Genomic DNA, 15,446 nt, shown 5'->3' on the forward strand with positions numbered 1-15,446 from the left:
GCTCACATCCGGAACAGGCCGAAGGAGGTCTCCGGCAGCGGGGTGCGGGAGACGACGTCGAGCGCCAGTCCCAGGACGGTGCGGGTGTCCGCGGGGTCGATCACGCCGTCATCCCAGAGGCGGGCGGTGGAGTAGTAGGGGCTGCCCTGGTCCTCGTACTGCTGTTTGATCGGGGCCTTGAACGCTTCCTCGTCCGCGGCGGACCACTCCTCGCCGCGGGCCTCGTACTGGTCACGTTTGACCGTGGCGAGCACGCTGGAGGCCTGGTTGCCTCCCATCACGGAGATCCGGCTGGCGGGCCACATCCACAGGAAGCGCGGCGAGTAGGCCCGCCCGCACATGGAGTAGTTTCCGGCACCGAAGGACCCGCCGATCACGACGGTCAGCTTGGGCACCCGTGCGGTGGCGACGGCGGTGACCATCTTCGCGCCGTTCTTGGCGATCCCGCCCTGCTCGTAGTCCTTGCCCACCATAAAGCCGGAGAGGTTCTGCAAGAAGATCAGCGGGATGCCGCGCTGGTCGCAAAGTTCGATGAAGTGGGCTCCCTTGAGCGAGGATTCGCTGAAAAGCACCCCATTGTTGGCCACGATCCCCACCGGGTGGCCGTGGAGTTTCGCGAAGCCGGTGACGAGGGTGGTGCCGTAGTTCTTCTTGAATTCGTGGAAGCGGCTGCCATCCACGAGCCGGGCAATGACTTCGCGGACGTCGTACTGCGCGTTAACGTCCGTGGGGACAGCGCCGTACAGCTCCTGGGGGTCCGCCAGGGGTTCGACGGCGGTGTCAATGTCCCATGCGGGGGCGGCCGGGCGGGGCAGGGTGGAGACGATGTCGCGGACGATCTGGAGGGCATGCTCATCGTTCTCGGCCAGGTGGTCGGTGACGCCGGAGATCTTCGAGTGAACGTCGCCGCCGCCGAGTTCCTCGGCCGTGACGATCTCGCCGATCGCGGCCTTCACCAGCGGCGGTCCGCCCAGGAAGATGGTGCCCTGGTTGCGGACGATCACGGTCTCGTCGCTCATCGCGGGGACGTAGGCGCCGCCGGCGGTGCAGGAGCCCATCACGGAGGCGATCTGCGGGATCCGGGCCGCGGACATCTTGGCCTGGTTGAAGAAGATCCGGCCGAAGTGCTCCTTATCCGGGAAGACCTCGTCCTGCTTGGGCAGGAACGCCCCGCCCGAGTCCACGAGGTAGATGCAGGGCAGCCGGTTCTCCAGCGCGATTTCCTGCGCCCGGAGGTGCTTCTTCACCGTCATAGGGTAGTAGGTGCCGCCCTTGACGGTGGCGTCGTTGGAGATGACCAGGACCTGGCGGCCGTGGACCAGGCCGATCCCGGCAATGACACCGGCGCCGGGCGAATCGTCGTTGTACATCCCGCTTGCCGCCAGCGGCGCGATCTCCAGGAACGGGCTGCCCTCGTCCAGCAGCTGGTCGATGCGCTCGCGGGGCAGCAGCTTGCCGCGGGCGACATGGCGTTCCCTCGACTTTTCGGGCCCGCCCAGGGCCGCCCTGGCAAGCCGTTCCTTCAGCTCCCGCGCCAGCCCCAGCTGGGCCTCGCGGTTCGCGGCATAGCTGGCGCTTGTCGCGTCCACCTGGCTGGCGATTGTCTCCATTGACTGCTTCCGTTCCTGGCCTTCATGCTGGGGGCCTGTGATGGACCCGTTCCAGCCACTTCGGTTAGTACCGCATAACTGAGATTTAGGTTAGTCTCTATTAACTGTGATGTCCAACATAGGGCCACATGAGCAGCTGTTTATTGAGATGAGGGATGTCCCGGTGACCGAGTCCAGCGAGACGAGCCAGACTCCTACCCAGGTCCTCGCAACCCCGCCTCCCGCGACCCAGCCTCCGGCAACCCAGCGCACCGCCCCGGCGCCATCCACCCAGCCGCCGGCAACCCAGCGCAGCCAGGCCAAGGAGAACCGGCGCCAGGCGCTGCTGTCAGCGGCGGCTGCGCTGTTCGCCGTCGACGGGTTCAACCGCGTCTCCCTTGAGGACCTCGGCGCCGCCGCCGGGGTCAGCGGCCCGGCGGTCTACCGGCATTTCGCGGGCAAGCAGGCCGTCCTGGGGGCTCTGCTGCTCAGCGTCAGCCAGGAGCTGCTTGATGGCGGCCGGCAGGTGATTGCCGATTCCGACGGCGCCGCCGCTGCCCTGCGCAGGCTGGTCGAGTTTCATGTGGACTTCGCCCTCAGCAACCCCGACGTCATCCGGGTGCAGGACCAGGACTTCAGCAACCTCGCCGACGACGACCAGGCCGAGGTCCGCACGCTGCAGAGAAACTACGTGGAGCTCTGGGTCGAGGTCCTGGCCGGGCTGCACCCCAACACCGAGGCGGCTGAACTCCGGATGCGGGCGCACGCCACGTTTGGCCTGATCAACTCCACCCCGCACTCCGTGCGCAGCCACGGCCGGCGGATTGCGGTCAAGCGGGCCCGGCCGCTGCTGCAGAGCATGGCGCTGGCGGCCCTGATGGCCCCGTCCGCCCCGCTCGGCTAGCTCCGCTCTCCCAGCCACCCCAGCCACCCGCCATATCCAGGGCTTCCACCGCGCCCTGGCCGCACTCCGGGGGAACTTTGGTGCGGACACGCCGAGAACTGAGGCTCCGCCGTCGAGCACGGAGTACAAAGTGCCCCAGCCCGGCAGCGACTGGGCCGAAAACTGCCCATCCCAGCTGGCCGCCCAAAACAACCCGGCCGAAAACTGCTTGGAAGGATGCAGCCCGGGCCAACAACAACCCGCACACAACAAAGCTGCCGGCCGCCTGAGGGGCAGCCGGCAGCGATGGAGTGATCGCTAGACCATGGCGAGGGCCATGCCCGGATCGGTCAGGATGGCGCCGAGGTCCTGCAGGAAGCGTGAGCCCTGCTCGCCGTCGACCAGGCGGTGGTCGAAGGACAGGCTGAGCGTCATGACCTGGCGCAGCGCCACCTCATCCTGGTACTCCCACGGCATCTTCCGCACCGCTCCCAGGGCAAGGATGGCGGCCTCGCCCGGGTTGAGGATGGGGGTGCCCGAATCGATGCCGAAGACGCCGATGTTCGTGATGGAAATGGTGCCCCCGGACAGGTTCGCCGGGCTGGTTTTGCCGGCGCGGGCCGTGTCCGTCAGTTCGGTCAGCGCCGTGGAGAGCTCCAGCAGGGACATCCGGTCGGCGTCCTTGATGTTCGGCACGGTCAGTCCGCGCGGGGTGGCGGCCGCGATGCCCAGGTTCACGTAGTTGTACTGGACGATCTCCTGCGTGCCGTCATCCCAGCGGGTGTTGAGCGTGGGGTGGTTCTTCAGTGCGATCAGCACGGCCTTGGAGACGAGGGTCAGCGGCGTGAGCTTGTATCCGGCAAACGCCCGGCTGGCCTTGAGCCTCGCCAGCAGTTCCATGGTGGGCGTGACGTCAATGGTGAGGAATTCCGTGACGTGCGGTGCGGTGAAGGCACTGGAGACCATGGCGGCGGCGGTGAACTTCCGCACGCCCTTGATCGGCGTCCGAGTTTCGCGCTCACCCTGCGCCGGGGCCGGAACCGGGGTGGACACGCCCGCCAGGCCCCGGGGGGCCACCGCCAGGTCTCCCCCGCCGACGAAGTTGCGGATGTCCTCGCGGGTGATGAGCCCGAACTCCCCCGTGCCGGTGACCAGGGCGAGGTCGACGCCGAGGTCCTTGGCCAGTTTGCGCACCGGCGGCGTGGAGCGCGGGCGTTCCCCGGCAACGGTCGTGGTGCCGCCGGGCCGGGCCTCCGCCGGCATGTCCGCCGGAGCGGGCGCTGCCACCGGAACCGCCGGGGCAGCTTCGGCCGGAGCAGTTGCCTCCGGGGCAATTGCCTCCGGCGCGGCCATCAGCGCGCGCTCGGCCGCCGGGGCATTAGCCGCCGGGGCCGAAGTCACCGGAGCAGCCGTCGGGGCAGCGAAGCTCCGGGCGCGGCGGGCTGGTCGGCCGGAATTCTCCAGGACAGCGCCGTAACCGACGAGGTTCGGTTCGCGTTTGGCGGGCGCTGCGCCGTCCGCACCGGCACCTCCGGCCGGTCCGGCGCCGGGACGGCCGTCGTCGCCCTCCACCTCGAAGGAAACGATCGGCTTGCCGACCTCGACGACGGTGCCGGGCTGTTCGTGCAGAGCCGCGACAACACCGGCGAACGGTGAGGGAAGTTCGACGACGGCCTTGGCCGTTTCCACCTCCGCGATGATCTGGTTGAGCGCGACGGTATCCCCGACAGCGACCTTCCATGCGACGATTTCCGATTCAGTAAGTCCTTCGCCGAGGTCCGGCAGCCTGAATTCCTTGATCATTGTGGCGCTCATCCTTCCAGTCCGCTCAGGGAGTTGGGGCGGCCCAGGGCGCGGTCGACGCCGTCCAGGATCCGGTCGAGGCCCGGGAGGTGGTGCATCTCCAGCTTCGAGTACGGGTAGGGGACGTCGAAGCCGGTGACGCGGACGGGGGCTGCCTCGAGGTGGTAGAAGCAGCGTTCGGTGATGCTGGCGGCAATCTCGGCGCCAATGCCACCGGTCTGGGAGGCTTCGTGGGTGACGACGAGCCGGCCGGTCTTGCGGACCGAGGCTTCCAGGGTCGCGAAGTCGAGCGGGGCGAGCGAGCGCAGGTCGATGACCTCGATCGAAATCCCCTCGTCGGCGGCGGCGAGCGCGGCGTCCTTGGCGGTCTTGACGAGCGGGCCGTACGCCAGGAGCGTGACGTCCTTGCCTTCGGTGACGACGCGGGCCTTCTCCATCGACAGGGCGGCGCTGAGGTCCAGGGACTCGTCCACCTCGCCCTTGTCGTGGTAGCGGCGCTTGGGCTCGAAGTAGAGCACCGGATCATCCGAGGCGATGGCCTGCTGGATCATCGTGTGGGCGTCCTGCGGGTTGGAGACGCTGATGACACGCAGGCCCGAGGTGTGGGTGAAGTAGGCCTCGGGTGACTCGGAATGGTGTTCCGGGGAGCCGATGCCGCCGCCGAAGGGCACCCTGATGGTAATGGGCATCTTGACCGCGCCCTGGGTGCGGTAGTGCATCTTGGCGACCTGGCTGACGATCTGGTCGAATGCGGGGTAGATGAAACCGTCGAACTGGATCTCCACCACCGGGCGGTAGCCGCGGTACGCGAGGCCGACGGCGGTGCCCATGATGCCGGACTCGGCCAGCGGGGTGTCCACAACGCGGTGCTTGCCGAAATCCTTCTGCAGGCCGTCGGTGACGCGGAAGACACCGCCGAGGGCGCCGATGTCCTCGCCCATGAGGATCACCTTGGGATCGTTCTCGAGGGACTTGCGCAGGCCCGAATTGATGGCTCGGGCAAAGGTCATCTTCGTCATCAGCGTGCACCTTCTTCAGTAGCGGCTTCTGCGGGATCGCCGAAGGAAGCCAGGTAACGGGAATAGTGGTCCTGCTGGCGCTCCAGCGGGGAATGGGGCGTGCTGTACACGTGCTTGAAGATGTCCATTGGCTGCGGCTCGGGCATGTTGATGGTGCCGGACCGCAGGGCCTTGGCGACGGCATCGGCCTTGGCGGCGACGGCGGTTTCAAGTTGCGCCGTGAGCAGTCCCTTGCGCTCCAGCAGTGACTTCAGCCGGGCGATCGGGTCCTTGGCGGCCCAGTCCTCGAGTTCGTTCGCGTCACGGTACCGGGTGGGATCATCCGCCGTCGTGTGCGGACCCATGCGGTAGGTGACGGCCTCGATGAAGGTGGGGCCGCCGCCGTGGCGTGCACGGTCGGTGGCGATGCGGGTTGCCGCCATGACGGCCAGGACGTCGTTGCCGTCCACCCGCATGCTGGGGACGCCGAAGCCCGCGGCGCGGTCCGCGATCTGGATGTGGGACTGCAGCCGCACGGGTTCGGAAATGGCCCAGTGGTTGTTCTGGCAGAAGAAGACCACCGGGGACTGGAAGCTGGCCGCGAACACGAGGGCCTCGTTGACGTCGCCCTCACTCGTGGCGCCGTCGCCGAAGTAGGCCACGGCGACCGAATCGGCGCCGTCGTTCTGGATTCCCATCGCATAGCCGGTAGCGTGCAGCGTCTGGGCACCGATGATGATTTGCTGGGTGGCGACGTTGACTGTGTAGGGGTCCCAGCCGGCCAGGGCGTTGCCCCGCCAGGCTTTGACGATGTCTTCCGGGTTCACCCCGCGGCAATAAGCCACGCCGTTGTCGCGGTAGCTGGGGAAGACGAAGTCGTCGTCGCGCAGGGCCCGGGCCGAACCGATCTGGGAGGCCTCCTGTCCCAGCAGCGGGGGCCAAAGGGCGAGTTCACCCTGGCGCTGCAGGGCGGTGGCCTCGGCATCGATGCGGCGGATGACCACCATGTCTTCGTAGAGTGCGCCCAGCTGTTCGTCGCTGACGTCCTGGACCCAGGGGTCGAACTCGGGATGGCTTACGCGTTCACCCCCGGGAGTGATGAGTTGGACGAGATCCCCGCCCGACCGCCTGTTTGATCCTGCACTGTTTCCGGGGCCCCCGGCGGAAATGCCGCCCTTGCCCGCGTCGTCGGTAAACACTGTTGTCCGCACCTTCTGACGTCGTCTGACCGGTGCTCGCAGGACTCGTGATCCCGGTGCGCGCCGGCCGCCCGGGCGCCGTTGCCCCGGATAGTTGTGACCCTACTCACAATGCCCATTGGGTACAACCACCTGCTAAGAAGTTGAGCATTCTGCACTGTCAGGCTTCGCAGCACCGTGCTAATCTTGCGCATTATGCAACCCTTGGATGGCACGGACACCCGCCTGCTTTCAGCCATGGCGCGGGACCCCCGCCGGACCGTGGTTGCGCTGGCGCAGAAGCTGGGTTTGTCGCGGAATACCGTGCAGGCGCGGATGGCCCAGCTGGAGAAAAAACACGTCTTCCTGTCCTTCGAGCGGCGCATCAACCCCGCGTCGCTGGGCTACCCGCTGATGGCCTTTATCTCGGTCCACGTCCAGCAGCAGAAGCTCGGCACACTGGCGGTGGAACTCGCCGCCATTCCGGAAATCCTCGAGGGCTACGGCCTGACCGGCTCGGCGGACCTGCTGCTCCGGGTGGTGGCTCTCGACGCCGAGGACCTGTTCCGGATCAACGGCAAGATCCTGGCCTGCGACGGCGTGGACCGGACGGACACCGCATTGGCGATGAGTGAGATGATCCCGTTCCGGATCCAGCCGCTGCTGGAACGCGGGTCCGCCGAGGGCTGACGCACCAGACAGAGGAGCCCCCGTGCGGTTGCACGGGGGCTCCTCTGTCTGTCAGCCGGCGGGTCCGCCAGCGGTTGGTGCTTAGTGGTCGGTGGCCTTTTCGGCGCCCACACCCGTCAGGGAACGGACTTCCATTTCGGCCTGCTTGGTGGTGTCTTCCAGCTTCTTGTCCAGAATCGAGCCAAGCCAGCCCAGCAGGAACGCGAGCGGGATGGAGACGATGCCGGGGTTGCTGAGCGGGAAGATCGCGAAGTTGGCGCCCGGGATCATGGACGTCTTGGCACCGGACACGACCGGGGACAGCGCGATCAGGATGATCGCCGAGCCGAGCCCGCCGTACATACTCCAGAGGGCGCCCTGGGTGGTGAACTTGCGCCAGTAGAGCGAGTACACGATGGTGGGCAGGTTGGCCGAAGCCGCGACCGCGAAGGCGAGAGCCACGAGGAACGCCACGTTCTGTCCGTTGGCGAAGATGCCGCCGGCGATGGCCAGGATACCGATCACGATGACGGTCTTTCGGGCCACCTTCACCTCGGTCTCGGGGTCAGCCTTGCCCTTGGCGATAACGCTGGCGTAAATGTCGTGCGCGAACGAGGCCGCTGCCGTGATGGTGAGGCCTGCGACGACGGCCAGGATGGTGGCGAAAGCCACCGCCGAGATGAAGCCGAGCAGCAGCGGCCCACCGAGGTGGAATGCCAGCAGCGGTGCGGCCGAGTTGACACCGCCCGGGGCAGCCTTGATCGTGTCAGCGCCCACCAGTGCCGCAGCACCGTAGCCCAGAACCAGGGTGAACACGTAGAACAGTCCGATCAGGCCGATCGACCAGACGACCGACTTGCGGGCTTCCTTGGCGGTCGGAACCGTGTAGAAACGCATCAGCACGTGCGGCAGGGCGGCGGTACCGAGCACCAGCGCCAGGCCCAGGGACATGAAGTCGAGCTTGGAGGTTTCGGTCTTGCCGTACTGCAGGCCCGGGTTGAGCATGTTCGGGTTGCCTGAGGTTTCCACCGCGCCGCCGAGCAGGTCGGAGAGGTTGAAGCCGTAGATGGCGAGGACCCAGAAGGTCATGACCGCAGCGCCGGCAATCAGCAGCATGGCCTTGATGATCTGGACCCAGGTGGTGCCCTTCATGCCGCCGATCAGTACGTACATGATCATCAGGGCACCGACGACGATAATCACCAGGGCCTGTCCGCCCCAGTCGCTGATGCCCAGAAGCAGGGAGATCAGGCTGCCGGCTCCGGCCATCTGTGCGAGGAGGTAGAAGAAGCAGACTGCGAGGGTGGAGATGGCTGCCGCGATGCGCACGGGACGCTGCTTGAGCCGGAAGGAGAGCACATCGGCCATAGTGAACTTGCCGGTGTTGCGAAGCAGTTCGGCGACGAGCAGCAGGGCGACGAGCCAGGCGACAAGGAAGCCGATGGAGTACATAAAGCCGTCGTAGCCGTTGATGGCGATGGCGCCGGTGATCCCGAGGAACGAGGCGGCCGAGAGGTAGTCGCCGGCGATTGCGGTGCCGTTCTGCGGACCGGTGAAGGACCGTCCGGCAGCGTAGTAGTCGGCGGCCGTTTTGTTGTTGCGGCTGGCCTTGATCACGATGACCATGGTGACCGCCACGAACAGCGCGAAGATGCCCATGTTCAGCAGGGTGGTTTCTTTGAGATCCGCAACGTTCACCGCGGGAACCATAAACGTCATTTCTTTACCCCGCTGATTTGGTTGCCATTCTTGTCGAATTCGTGGCCTTCGATTTCGTGGCGGATTTCCGCCGCGATCGGGTCAAGCTTCCGGTTCGAGTAGCTGACGTACCAGCCGGTGATGGCGAACGTGGTCACGAACTGAAGCAAGCCCATAATGAGGCCGACGTTGATGTTGCCCCAGACCTTCGTGGACATGAACTCCACCGCGTAGTCGGCCAGCAGGACATAAGCGAAGTACCAGAGCAGGAATGCAATGGCCATCGGAAAGACAAAGCTGCGGTGACGTTTGCGCAGTTGCTGGAACCGCTCCGTCGACTGGACTTCCTTGAAGTCCACGGCCGCCGTGGCGTCCGTTTCTTGGGCTTCGTGACCCATCGTTCCTCCTCATTGAGACTTTCGAGTCCACACCGGCTGCCCTGGCCTACTCCAAACAGCCCGCGGGCCAATGTGACTGCAATCACTCTCTCGCGTGATGCGGCCTACATGCCACAACCGCCGTACCCTACGTCGCTCAGCGGTCGGGATGCTGCGCCCAACGGTGCCTCGAGCAGGGTCAGGGGTGCCCCCGGCCGCGGCCCGGCGGGTGCCGCGATACGCTGGGCCCATGCCCGATTCTCCGCTCTTCATCGCCGCCGCCGTCGCCGTGATCGCGATGGCGATCGCCGTCGTCGTCGCCGTCGGGCTCAAGGTGCTCCGCTCTTTCCGGGAGCTCGGCACCGACGCGGAGCGGGCCACGTACAAGACGCTCCACGCGGCGTCCCGCGCCGGCCAGCACCTGCGCACCGGCCTCAATCCGGCCGGTGCCGCCAAGGCCAGCCGGCAGCTGCGCAGCCTGCTGGGCTGCGATGCGCTGGCGATCACCGACACCACCGGCGTGCTCGCCTGGGACGGTGCCGGCGAGGAGCTCAAACCGCTCCTGATGGAGCTGGCCGCCGGGGTGCTCGACGGCGGCCACACGGCCGTCATTCCGGCCGGCGAGGTGCAGGAACTCGCACAGGGCAAGAGCGCCGCCGCGACCCGGCCGGAGGTGGAACGCGCCGCGGTGATCGCCCCGATCCGGACCGGCACCCGCGTGGTGGGAGTGGTGGCCGCCTTCGCCCCTGCCGCCGGCGCCGGGTTGGTCCGGGCCACGGGCGAGGTGGCCGACTGGGTTGCCACACAGGTGGAACTGGCCGAACTCGACGCCTCGCGCACGCTGCTGATGGAGGCCGAGGTGCGCGCGCTCCGGGCCCAGATCAGCCCGCACTTTATCTACAACTCCCTGAACGCGATCGCCTCCTTCATCAACACGGACCCGGTCCGCGCCCGCGAGCTCGTGGTGGAGTTCGCCGACTTCACCCGCTACTCCTTCCGCCGCCACGGTGACTTCACCACCCTGGCCGAGGAGCTTCGCTGCATCGACCGCTACCTCCTGCTGGAAAGGGCCCGCTTCGGCGACCGCGTGCAGGTGAGCCTGCGGATCGCCCCCGAGGTGCTCAGTACCGTGATCCCGTTCCTGAGCCTGCAGCCGCTGGTGGAAAACGCGGTCCGGCACGGCCTGGAGGCCAAGGAGGGCCCCGGCCACATCTCCATCACGGCGAACGACTCCGGCGCGTTCGCCGAGGTGACCATCGAGGACGACGGTGTGGGGATGGATCCGGAACAGCTGCGGGCTGTCCTCGCCGGGCACGCCGACGGCGACCATGTCGGGCTGCGCAACGTCGATGCACGGCTGCGGCAGGTCTACGGCGACGAGCACGGGCTCGTGATCGAAACGGCGCCCGGGGAAGGCACGCTGATCACGATGCGTGTCCCCAAGTCGCAGCCACGGCACGATGCCTGATAGGGGTCAAACGTCTCCGGCGCTAGTCTTGGACCATGATTAACGTCCTCGTCGCCGACGACGAGCTGCCCGCCGTTGAGGAACTGGCCTTCCTCCTTGGCCGGGATGACCGGATCGGCACCATCCACCGGGCTTCCTCCGGGGCCGAGGCCCTGCGCGCCCTTGAGGCGGAGGACGTCGACGCCGTCTTCCTCGACATCCACATGCCCGCGCTCTCCGGGCTGGATATCGCCCGCGTGATCGCGCGCAGCAGCAAGCCCCCCGCGGTCGTTTTCGTCACCGCCGATGAGGACTGCGCCCTGGAGGCCTTCGAACTCGCCGCCGTGGACTACCTGCTGAAGCCCGTCCGTGCCGAGCGGCTGGCCAAATCCATCGGCCGGATCAGCGAACTGCTCAAGGACGGCGCCCCGCGGCCGGAAATGATCACCGTGGACCTGGGCGGGACCACGAAGATGATCCGCCGCGAGGACGTCACCTATGTCCAGGCCCAGGGCGACTACGCCAGGCTGCACACCGCCGATTCGAGCTACCTCATCCGGGTTCCGCTGGCCGATCTGGAGCAGCAGTGGGCCGACGCCGGGTTCATCCGGATCCACCGCTCCTACCTGATTGCGCTGAACCATGTCAGCCACATGAAGCTGGCCGCCGCCCGGCCCAGCGTCACCGTGGCCGGGGCGGAACTGCCCATCAGCCGGCGGCACCTCCCGTCGGTCCGGGAAAAGCTTGAGGCGACCCGGATCCGGCCGCAGGCATGACCCGCGTCCGCGTCACCGCACCCCGCAGCATCACGCCGGGCGCCACAGCGCTGCCGTCCGCACGGTCGGCCGCTGATTCGCGCGACGCCGCGGAGGAATCCGATGCCGGGCAGGTGTTTGTCCGCTCGCTGATCCGCACACAGCTGCGCCTGGGGGTTGTCGTGGCCGCGGGGTTCCTGCTGATCCTGGTGGCGTTCCCGCTCATGCTGGGGCTCGTGCCCGGCCTCGCGGAGTCGACCATTGTGGGGCTGCCCTTCGACTGGGTGCTGCTGGGCGTCGGGATCTATCCGGTGGTCGGGCTCAGCGCCTGGCTCTTCATCCGCACGGCGGCCCGGAACGAGGCCCGTTACCGGGACCTCGTCGGGGACAAGTGAGGCGCCCGTGAACCCGGTCGTCGGCATCGCCGCCTTCGCCGCCGTCTCGGTGGCCACCGCCGTCATCGGTTTTTACGGGCTCCGGATCTCACGCACCACCGGGGATTTCTACGTGGCCTCGCGGACTGTCAGGCCGTGGTGGAACGCCTCGGCGATCGGCGGCGAATACCTGTCGGCGGCAAGCTTCCTGGGTGTCGCCGGGCTCATCCTGCTCTCCGGAACGGACGCCCTGTGGTTTCCGGTGGGGTACACCGCCGGCTACCTGATGCTGCTGCTCTTTGTTGCGGCTCCGCTGCGCCGCTCCGGCGCTTACACCATTCCCGACTTCACCGAAGCGCGGCTCGACTCCCGGGTGGTGCGCAGCGTGACGAGCGTCGTCGTCGTCATGGTCGGCTGGCTGTACATCGTCCCGCAGCTGCACGGCGCGGCGCTGGCCATCCGGATCACCACCGGGCTGCCGGCATGGGTGGGGCAGGTGGCGGTGGTCGCCGTCGTCTGCGTCACCGTCGTGGCCGGCGGCATGCGGTCCATCACCTTTGTCCAGGCGTTCCAGTACTGGTTGAAGCTGACGGCGATGGCATTGCCCATCCTGTTCATCGTTTTCACGCTGGCCGGCTCCGGGACTCCCGCCGTGGCGGCGGCGTCGGTGAACCCCACGGCTGTGGCCCCGGCCGGGCTGTACCAGAACATCTCGCTGCTGGTGGCCCTGCTGTTTGGCACGCTGGGGCTGCCCCATGTGCTGGTGCGTTTCTATACGAACCCGGACGGGCAGTCGGCGCGCCGGACCACCCTGATCGTGCTGGGCCTGCTCTCGGTTTTCTATCTGTTCCCGACGGCTTACGGGCTGATCGGCCGGATGTTTGCCCCGGTGCTGGCGCAGAGCGGGCAGGCCGATGCGCTGGTGCTGCTGCTCCCCGGGCAGCTGATTGGCGGGGTCGCCGGGGACTTGCTGTCTGCCCTGGTGGTCGCGGGGGCGTTCGCCGCTTTCCTGTCCACCACCTCCGGGCTGGTGGTCTCGCTCGCCGGGGTCATCAGCCAGGACCTGTTCGGCGGCAGCGTCCGCGGCTTCCGCTGGGCGGCGGTGATCTCCGCCGTGGTTCCGCTGGGGATCGCGTCCATGACCGGTTCCCTCGCGCTGGCGGGCAGCGTGGGCATGGTGTTTGCATTTACCGCGTCGACCATCTGCCCGGTTCTGCTGCTGGGCATTTGGTGGCGCGGGCTGACCGACGCCGGGGCGATCGCCGGCATGGCGACCGGGGCGTTGCTGTGCGGCGGGGCGATGGTGGCCGGCGCCGTGCTGGGCGCCGGCGGTCCGCCGTCGTGGCTGGCGCAACCGGCGGCGTGGACCGTGCCGGCGGCGTTTGCCGTGACGGTCCTGGTTTCCCGGGCCACCAGGAACCGGGTGCCCCGGACCATCACCCGGCTCATGACGCGGCTGCACACTCCGGAACGGCCGCTGGTTACCGAGCGCTGACTGCGGTCAGTCGATGGCGGCCATGAGTTCGACGACGCGGTCCAGGAAGGCGTCCACCTGGCTTTCCTCATAGCCGTCCTGGCCGAGGGCGGGACGGAAGACGGCGCGGCGGACATTGTCCACACTCAACGGTTTGTCCTCTTCGAGGTAGCCGATCAGCTCGTGGCAGAGGTCATCGACGTCCGTGGTGTTGTAGCTGCGCGCCTTGGCTTTGGCCGGGCGCCGGAAGCGCTGGCCGTCGGGGCGGTGCAGCCGCCCGCGCAGCACCCCGGCGAGCCGGCCGATCTCGCGGAGCCACGCTTCTTCGCCGCTTTCCGCGACGAGTTCGTCACGTTCCCGCCGGGCGAGGGCATCCTCCAGCCGGTCCAGCGCCGCGTCCACGCCGGCCGCGGCATAGCCGCCCTTGACCGGGTCGAAGGACACCGCCCTGACGTCCGCGCTTCCGACCGGACGGGCGGCGGACCGGGGGGATTCGAAGGACACCCGTGCGCGCTGCATGAACTCGTCAACTTGCTTGGCGTTGTAGCCGTACTGGGTCCGCTGCACGCGGTCAAAAGACGCAGGAATCTGCCGTTGAATGTCCACTGTAACTATTGTTTCCTTCAATGCCGTTCGGCCGGTTTGTCCGGCACCATTCTAGGGGCCGGAAGGTGGGACAGGAGCCGCCTCAGACGCCGGCGAAGATCGAGTAGAGAATAAAAGCCACCGGGGAGGCAAAGACGATCGAGTCCAGCCGGTCCATGACCCCGCCGTGGCCGGGCAGGATGCTGCTCATGTCCTTGATGCCGAGTTCGCGCTTCACCATGGATTCGGAAAGGTCCCCGGCGGTGGCTGCTGCGACCATGCCCACGGCCAGCGCCACCCCGACCCACCAGGGCTTGTCCAGCACGAAGATGGCGGCGAGCACGCCGATCACGGTCGCTCCGGCAATGGAACCGGCGAAGCCTTCCCAGCTCTTTTTAGGGCTGATCTTCGGCGCCATCGGGTGCTTGCCGAGCGACGCGCCGACGAGGTATCCAAAGGTGTCATTGGCGACCACCAGCAGCAGCAGGGTGGCGATCTCCCACGCTCCCGGGGGGACCACGCCGTCGGGCCACAGCCCGACCGGCGTCTGGCCCACAGCGGTGTGCAGCGGCAGCACCGCGAAGCTGATAAAGAACGGAATCCAGGCCAGCGTGAAGACGCCGGCGAAAATACTCCGCGCGGAGCCGGCCGCGCCCTCCAGGGACCGCCAGATCAGCACCGCGACGCTGCTGAGCATGATCGCAAACAGGAGGCTTTCGAGACCGCCGAAGTAGGCGGCGGTGGGCATCGCTACGGTGCCGGTCATGACCGGGATGATGGGCAGCCTGGTCCCCGAGGTTTCCAGTGCCCGGAAGAATTCCCAGACGCCGAAGACCCCGAAAGCGGTGACGATCAGCACAAAGCCCAGCGGAAGGAGCAGCAGTCCGCCCAGGACGAAAATGAGCATGCCCAGCCCCACCGCCGTGGCGGCGGGAAGGTTCCTGCCGGCCTTGGGCGTCGGGTTCTTCCGTTGTTTCCCCCGCAACCGGACGTCTGCTGCGGGGTCCCCCTGTTCCTGCTCCATCAGACCTCGAGCAGCTCGGCTTCCTTGCGCTTGAGCAGCTCGTCGATCCCGTCGACGTGGGCCTTGGTCATGGCGTCCAGTTCCTTTTCGCCACGGCTGCCCTCGTCCTCGCCCGCTTCGCCGTCCTTGACCAGCTTGTCCAGGGTTTCCTTGGCTTTGCGGCGGATGTTGCGGATGGACACCTTGGCGTCCTCGCCCTTGGCCTTGACGATCTTGACGTACTCCTTGCGGCGCTCCTGCGTGAGGTCCGGGATGGTGATCCGGATGACGTTGCCGTCGTTGGAGGGGTTGGCTCCCACCTCGGAATCGCTCAGGGCGCGTTCGATATCGCGCAGGGCGGTCTTGTCGAAGGGCGTGATAAGGATGGTGCGGGCGTCCGGAACGGCGAAGGAGGCCAGCTGCTGCAGCGGCGTCGGGGAACCGTAGTAGTCCACCAGGACCTTGTTGTAGAGGCCCGGGGTGGCGCGGCCGGTACGGATCGAGGCGAAGTCTTCCTTGGCTACTTCAACCGCCTTATCCATCTTGTCCCCGGCTTCGAGCAAGGTTTCTTCGATCACGATCTCTCCTCAGAAATTGGTGCACCCGCCGCTGG

The 15,446-nt window shown here is 67.3% G+C and carries 15 protein-coding genes; 6 read left to right on the forward strand and 9 right to left on the reverse strand.

Features of this window, described 5'->3' with window-relative positions; genetic code table 11:
* Positions 1 to 2 precede the first annotated feature (2 nt).
* Entirely contained in the window at positions 3 to 1,610 is a 1,608-nt protein-coding gene (locus QCD75_RS12570; RefSeq protein WP_301229057.1) for a carboxyl transferase domain-containing protein, read from the reverse strand.
* Between the two features lie 163 nt (positions 1,611 to 1,773).
* Between QCD75_RS12570 and QCD75_RS12575 the strand changes: the two genes are divergently transcribed.
* Complete coding sequence (locus tag QCD75_RS12575) at positions 1,774 to 2,493, forward strand: SACE_7040 family transcriptional regulator (RefSeq protein ID WP_301229059.1); 720 nt, start codon at positions 1,774 to 1,776, stop codon at positions 2,491 to 2,493.
* A 297-nt stretch (positions 2,494 to 2,790) separates the two neighbouring features.
* Here the strand turns inward: QCD75_RS12575 and QCD75_RS12580 are convergent, their stop codons facing one another.
* The 3 genes from QCD75_RS12580 to pdhA are packed head-to-tail and all read right to left on the reverse strand — an operon-like array spanning position 2,791 to position 6,472.
* Positions 2,791 to 4,287, reverse strand: coding sequence for a dihydrolipoamide acetyltransferase family protein (locus tag QCD75_RS12580; RefSeq protein ID WP_301229061.1), 1,497 nt, complete (start codon positions 4,285 to 4,287; stop codon positions 2,791 to 2,793).
* Positions 4,284 to 5,294, reverse strand: a complete 1,011-nt coding sequence (locus tag QCD75_RS12585) for an alpha-ketoacid dehydrogenase subunit beta (RefSeq protein WP_301229063.1) — start codon at positions 5,292 to 5,294, stop codon at positions 4,284 to 4,286. Before QCD75_RS12585 ends, QCD75_RS12580 begins: the two co-directional genes overlap by 4 nt.
* A complete protein-coding gene (gene pdhA / locus QCD75_RS12590) occupies positions 5,294 to 6,472 on the reverse strand; it encodes a pyruvate dehydrogenase (acetyl-transferring) E1 component subunit alpha (protein ID WP_301229065.1) in 1,179 nt (392 codons plus the stop codon). The genes QCD75_RS12585 and pdhA overlap by 1 nt, the downstream gene beginning before the upstream one ends.
* 195 nt (positions 6,473 to 6,667) lie before the next feature.
* Between pdhA and QCD75_RS12595 the strand changes: the two genes are divergently transcribed.
* Positions 6,668 to 7,141: an Lrp/AsnC family transcriptional regulator gene (locus tag QCD75_RS12595; protein WP_301229067.1), complete on the forward strand. Its 474-nt coding sequence runs from the start codon at positions 6,668 to 6,670 to the stop codon at positions 7,139 to 7,141.
* 81 nt (positions 7,142 to 7,222) lie between these two features.
* On the opposite strand, the gene QCD75_RS12600 is transcribed toward QCD75_RS12595, so the two are convergent.
* Together QCD75_RS12600 and QCD75_RS12605 are read right to left on the reverse strand one after the other, a co-directional pair.
* A complete protein-coding gene (locus QCD75_RS12600) occupies positions 7,223 to 8,839 on the reverse strand; it encodes a solute symporter family protein (protein ID WP_226761275.1) in 1,617 nt (538 codons plus the stop codon).
* A complete protein-coding gene (locus tag QCD75_RS12605; protein ID WP_226761274.1) occupies positions 8,836 to 9,216 on the reverse strand; it encodes a DUF485 domain-containing protein in 381 nt (126 codons plus the stop codon). The genes QCD75_RS12600 and QCD75_RS12605 overlap by 4 nt, the downstream gene beginning before the upstream one ends.
* 229 nt (positions 9,217 to 9,445) lie before the next feature.
* Between QCD75_RS12605 and QCD75_RS12610 the strand changes: the two genes are divergently transcribed.
* Genes QCD75_RS12610 through QCD75_RS12625 form a run of 4 tightly spaced genes read left to right on the forward strand, consistent with a single transcriptional unit; the run spans position 9,446 to position 13,266 of the window.
* Positions 9,446 to 10,663 carry a sensor histidine kinase gene (locus QCD75_RS12610; protein WP_301229070.1) on the forward strand — a complete coding sequence of 406 codons (1,218 nt, stop codon included), beginning with the start codon at positions 9,446 to 9,448 and terminating at the stop codon, positions 10,661 to 10,663.
* A 35-nt stretch (positions 10,664 to 10,698) separates the two neighbouring features.
* Positions 10,699 to 11,418, forward strand: coding sequence for a LytR/AlgR family response regulator transcription factor (locus QCD75_RS12615; protein ID WP_301229072.1), 720 nt, complete (start codon positions 10,699 to 10,701; stop codon positions 11,416 to 11,418).
* On the forward strand, positions 11,415 to 11,792 hold the full coding sequence (locus tag QCD75_RS12620; protein ID WP_301229074.1) for a hypothetical protein: 378 nt from the start codon (positions 11,415 to 11,417) through the stop codon (positions 11,790 to 11,792). Before QCD75_RS12615 ends, QCD75_RS12620 begins: the two co-directional genes overlap by 4 nt.
* Positions 11,793 to 11,799: 7 nt before the next feature.
* Positions 11,800 to 13,266, forward strand: a complete 1,467-nt coding sequence (locus QCD75_RS12625) for a sodium/solute symporter (RefSeq protein WP_301229076.1) — start codon at positions 11,800 to 11,802, stop codon at positions 13,264 to 13,266.
* Positions 13,267 to 13,272: 6 nt separating this feature from the next.
* On the opposite strand, the gene QCD75_RS12630 is transcribed toward QCD75_RS12625, so the two are convergent.
* From QCD75_RS12630 to frr, 3 genes are all read right to left on the reverse strand, one after another.
* Positions 13,273 to 13,851, reverse strand: coding sequence for a DivIVA domain-containing protein (locus QCD75_RS12630; protein ID WP_301229078.1), 579 nt, complete (start codon positions 13,849 to 13,851; stop codon positions 13,273 to 13,275).
* 82 nt (positions 13,852 to 13,933) lie between these two features.
* On the reverse strand, positions 13,934 to 14,854 hold the full coding sequence (locus tag QCD75_RS12635; protein ID WP_301229080.1) for a phosphatidate cytidylyltransferase: 921 nt from the start codon (positions 14,852 to 14,854) through the stop codon (positions 13,934 to 13,936).
* Entirely contained in the window at positions 14,854 to 15,411 is a 558-nt protein-coding gene (gene frr / locus QCD75_RS12640; protein WP_069951117.1) for a ribosome recycling factor, read from the reverse strand. Before frr ends, QCD75_RS12635 begins: the two co-directional genes overlap by 1 nt.
* Between the last annotated feature and the right edge of the window lie 35 nt (positions 15,412 to 15,446).

This window comes from Arthrobacter sp. PsM3, from assembly GCF_030433895.1.
Classification (GTDB): Bacteria; Actinomycetota; Actinomycetes; order Actinomycetales; family Micrococcaceae; genus Arthrobacter.

Coding starts and splice junctions, on each gene's coding strand:
- QCD75_RS12580 (WP_301229061.1), bottom strand. CDS start 4,287: ATGAGCGCCACAATGATCAAGGAATTCAGGCTGCCGGACCTCGGCGAA.
- QCD75_RS12615 (WP_301229072.1), top strand. CDS start 10,699: ATGATTAACGTCCTCGTCGCCGACGACGAGCTGCCCGCCGTTGAGGAA.
- QCD75_RS12620 (WP_301229074.1), top strand. CDS start 11,415: ATGACCCGCGTCCGCGTCACCGCACCCCGCAGCATCACGCCGGGCGCC.
- QCD75_RS12595 (WP_301229067.1), top strand. CDS start 6,668: ATGCAACCCTTGGATGGCACGGACACCCGCCTGCTTTCAGCCATGGCG.
- QCD75_RS12605 (WP_226761274.1), bottom strand. CDS start 9,216: ATGGGTCACGAAGCCCAAGAAACGGACGCCACGGCGGCCGTGGACTTC.
- QCD75_RS12600 (WP_226761275.1), bottom strand. CDS start 8,839: ATGACGTTTATGGTTCCCGCGGTGAACGTTGCGGATCTCAAAGAAACC.
- QCD75_RS12610 (WP_301229070.1), top strand. CDS start 9,446: ATGCCCGATTCTCCGCTCTTCATCGCCGCCGCCGTCGCCGTGATCGCG.
- QCD75_RS12570 (WP_301229057.1), bottom strand. CDS start 1,610: ATGGAGACAATCGCCAGCCAGGTGGACGCGACAAGCGCCAGCTATGCC.
- QCD75_RS12585 (WP_301229063.1), bottom strand. CDS start 5,294: ATGACGAAGATGACCTTTGCCCGAGCCATCAATTCGGGCCTGCGCAAG.
- QCD75_RS12635 (WP_301229080.1), bottom strand. CDS start 14,854: ATGGAGCAGGAACAGGGGGACCCCGCAGCAGACGTCCGGTTGCGGGGG.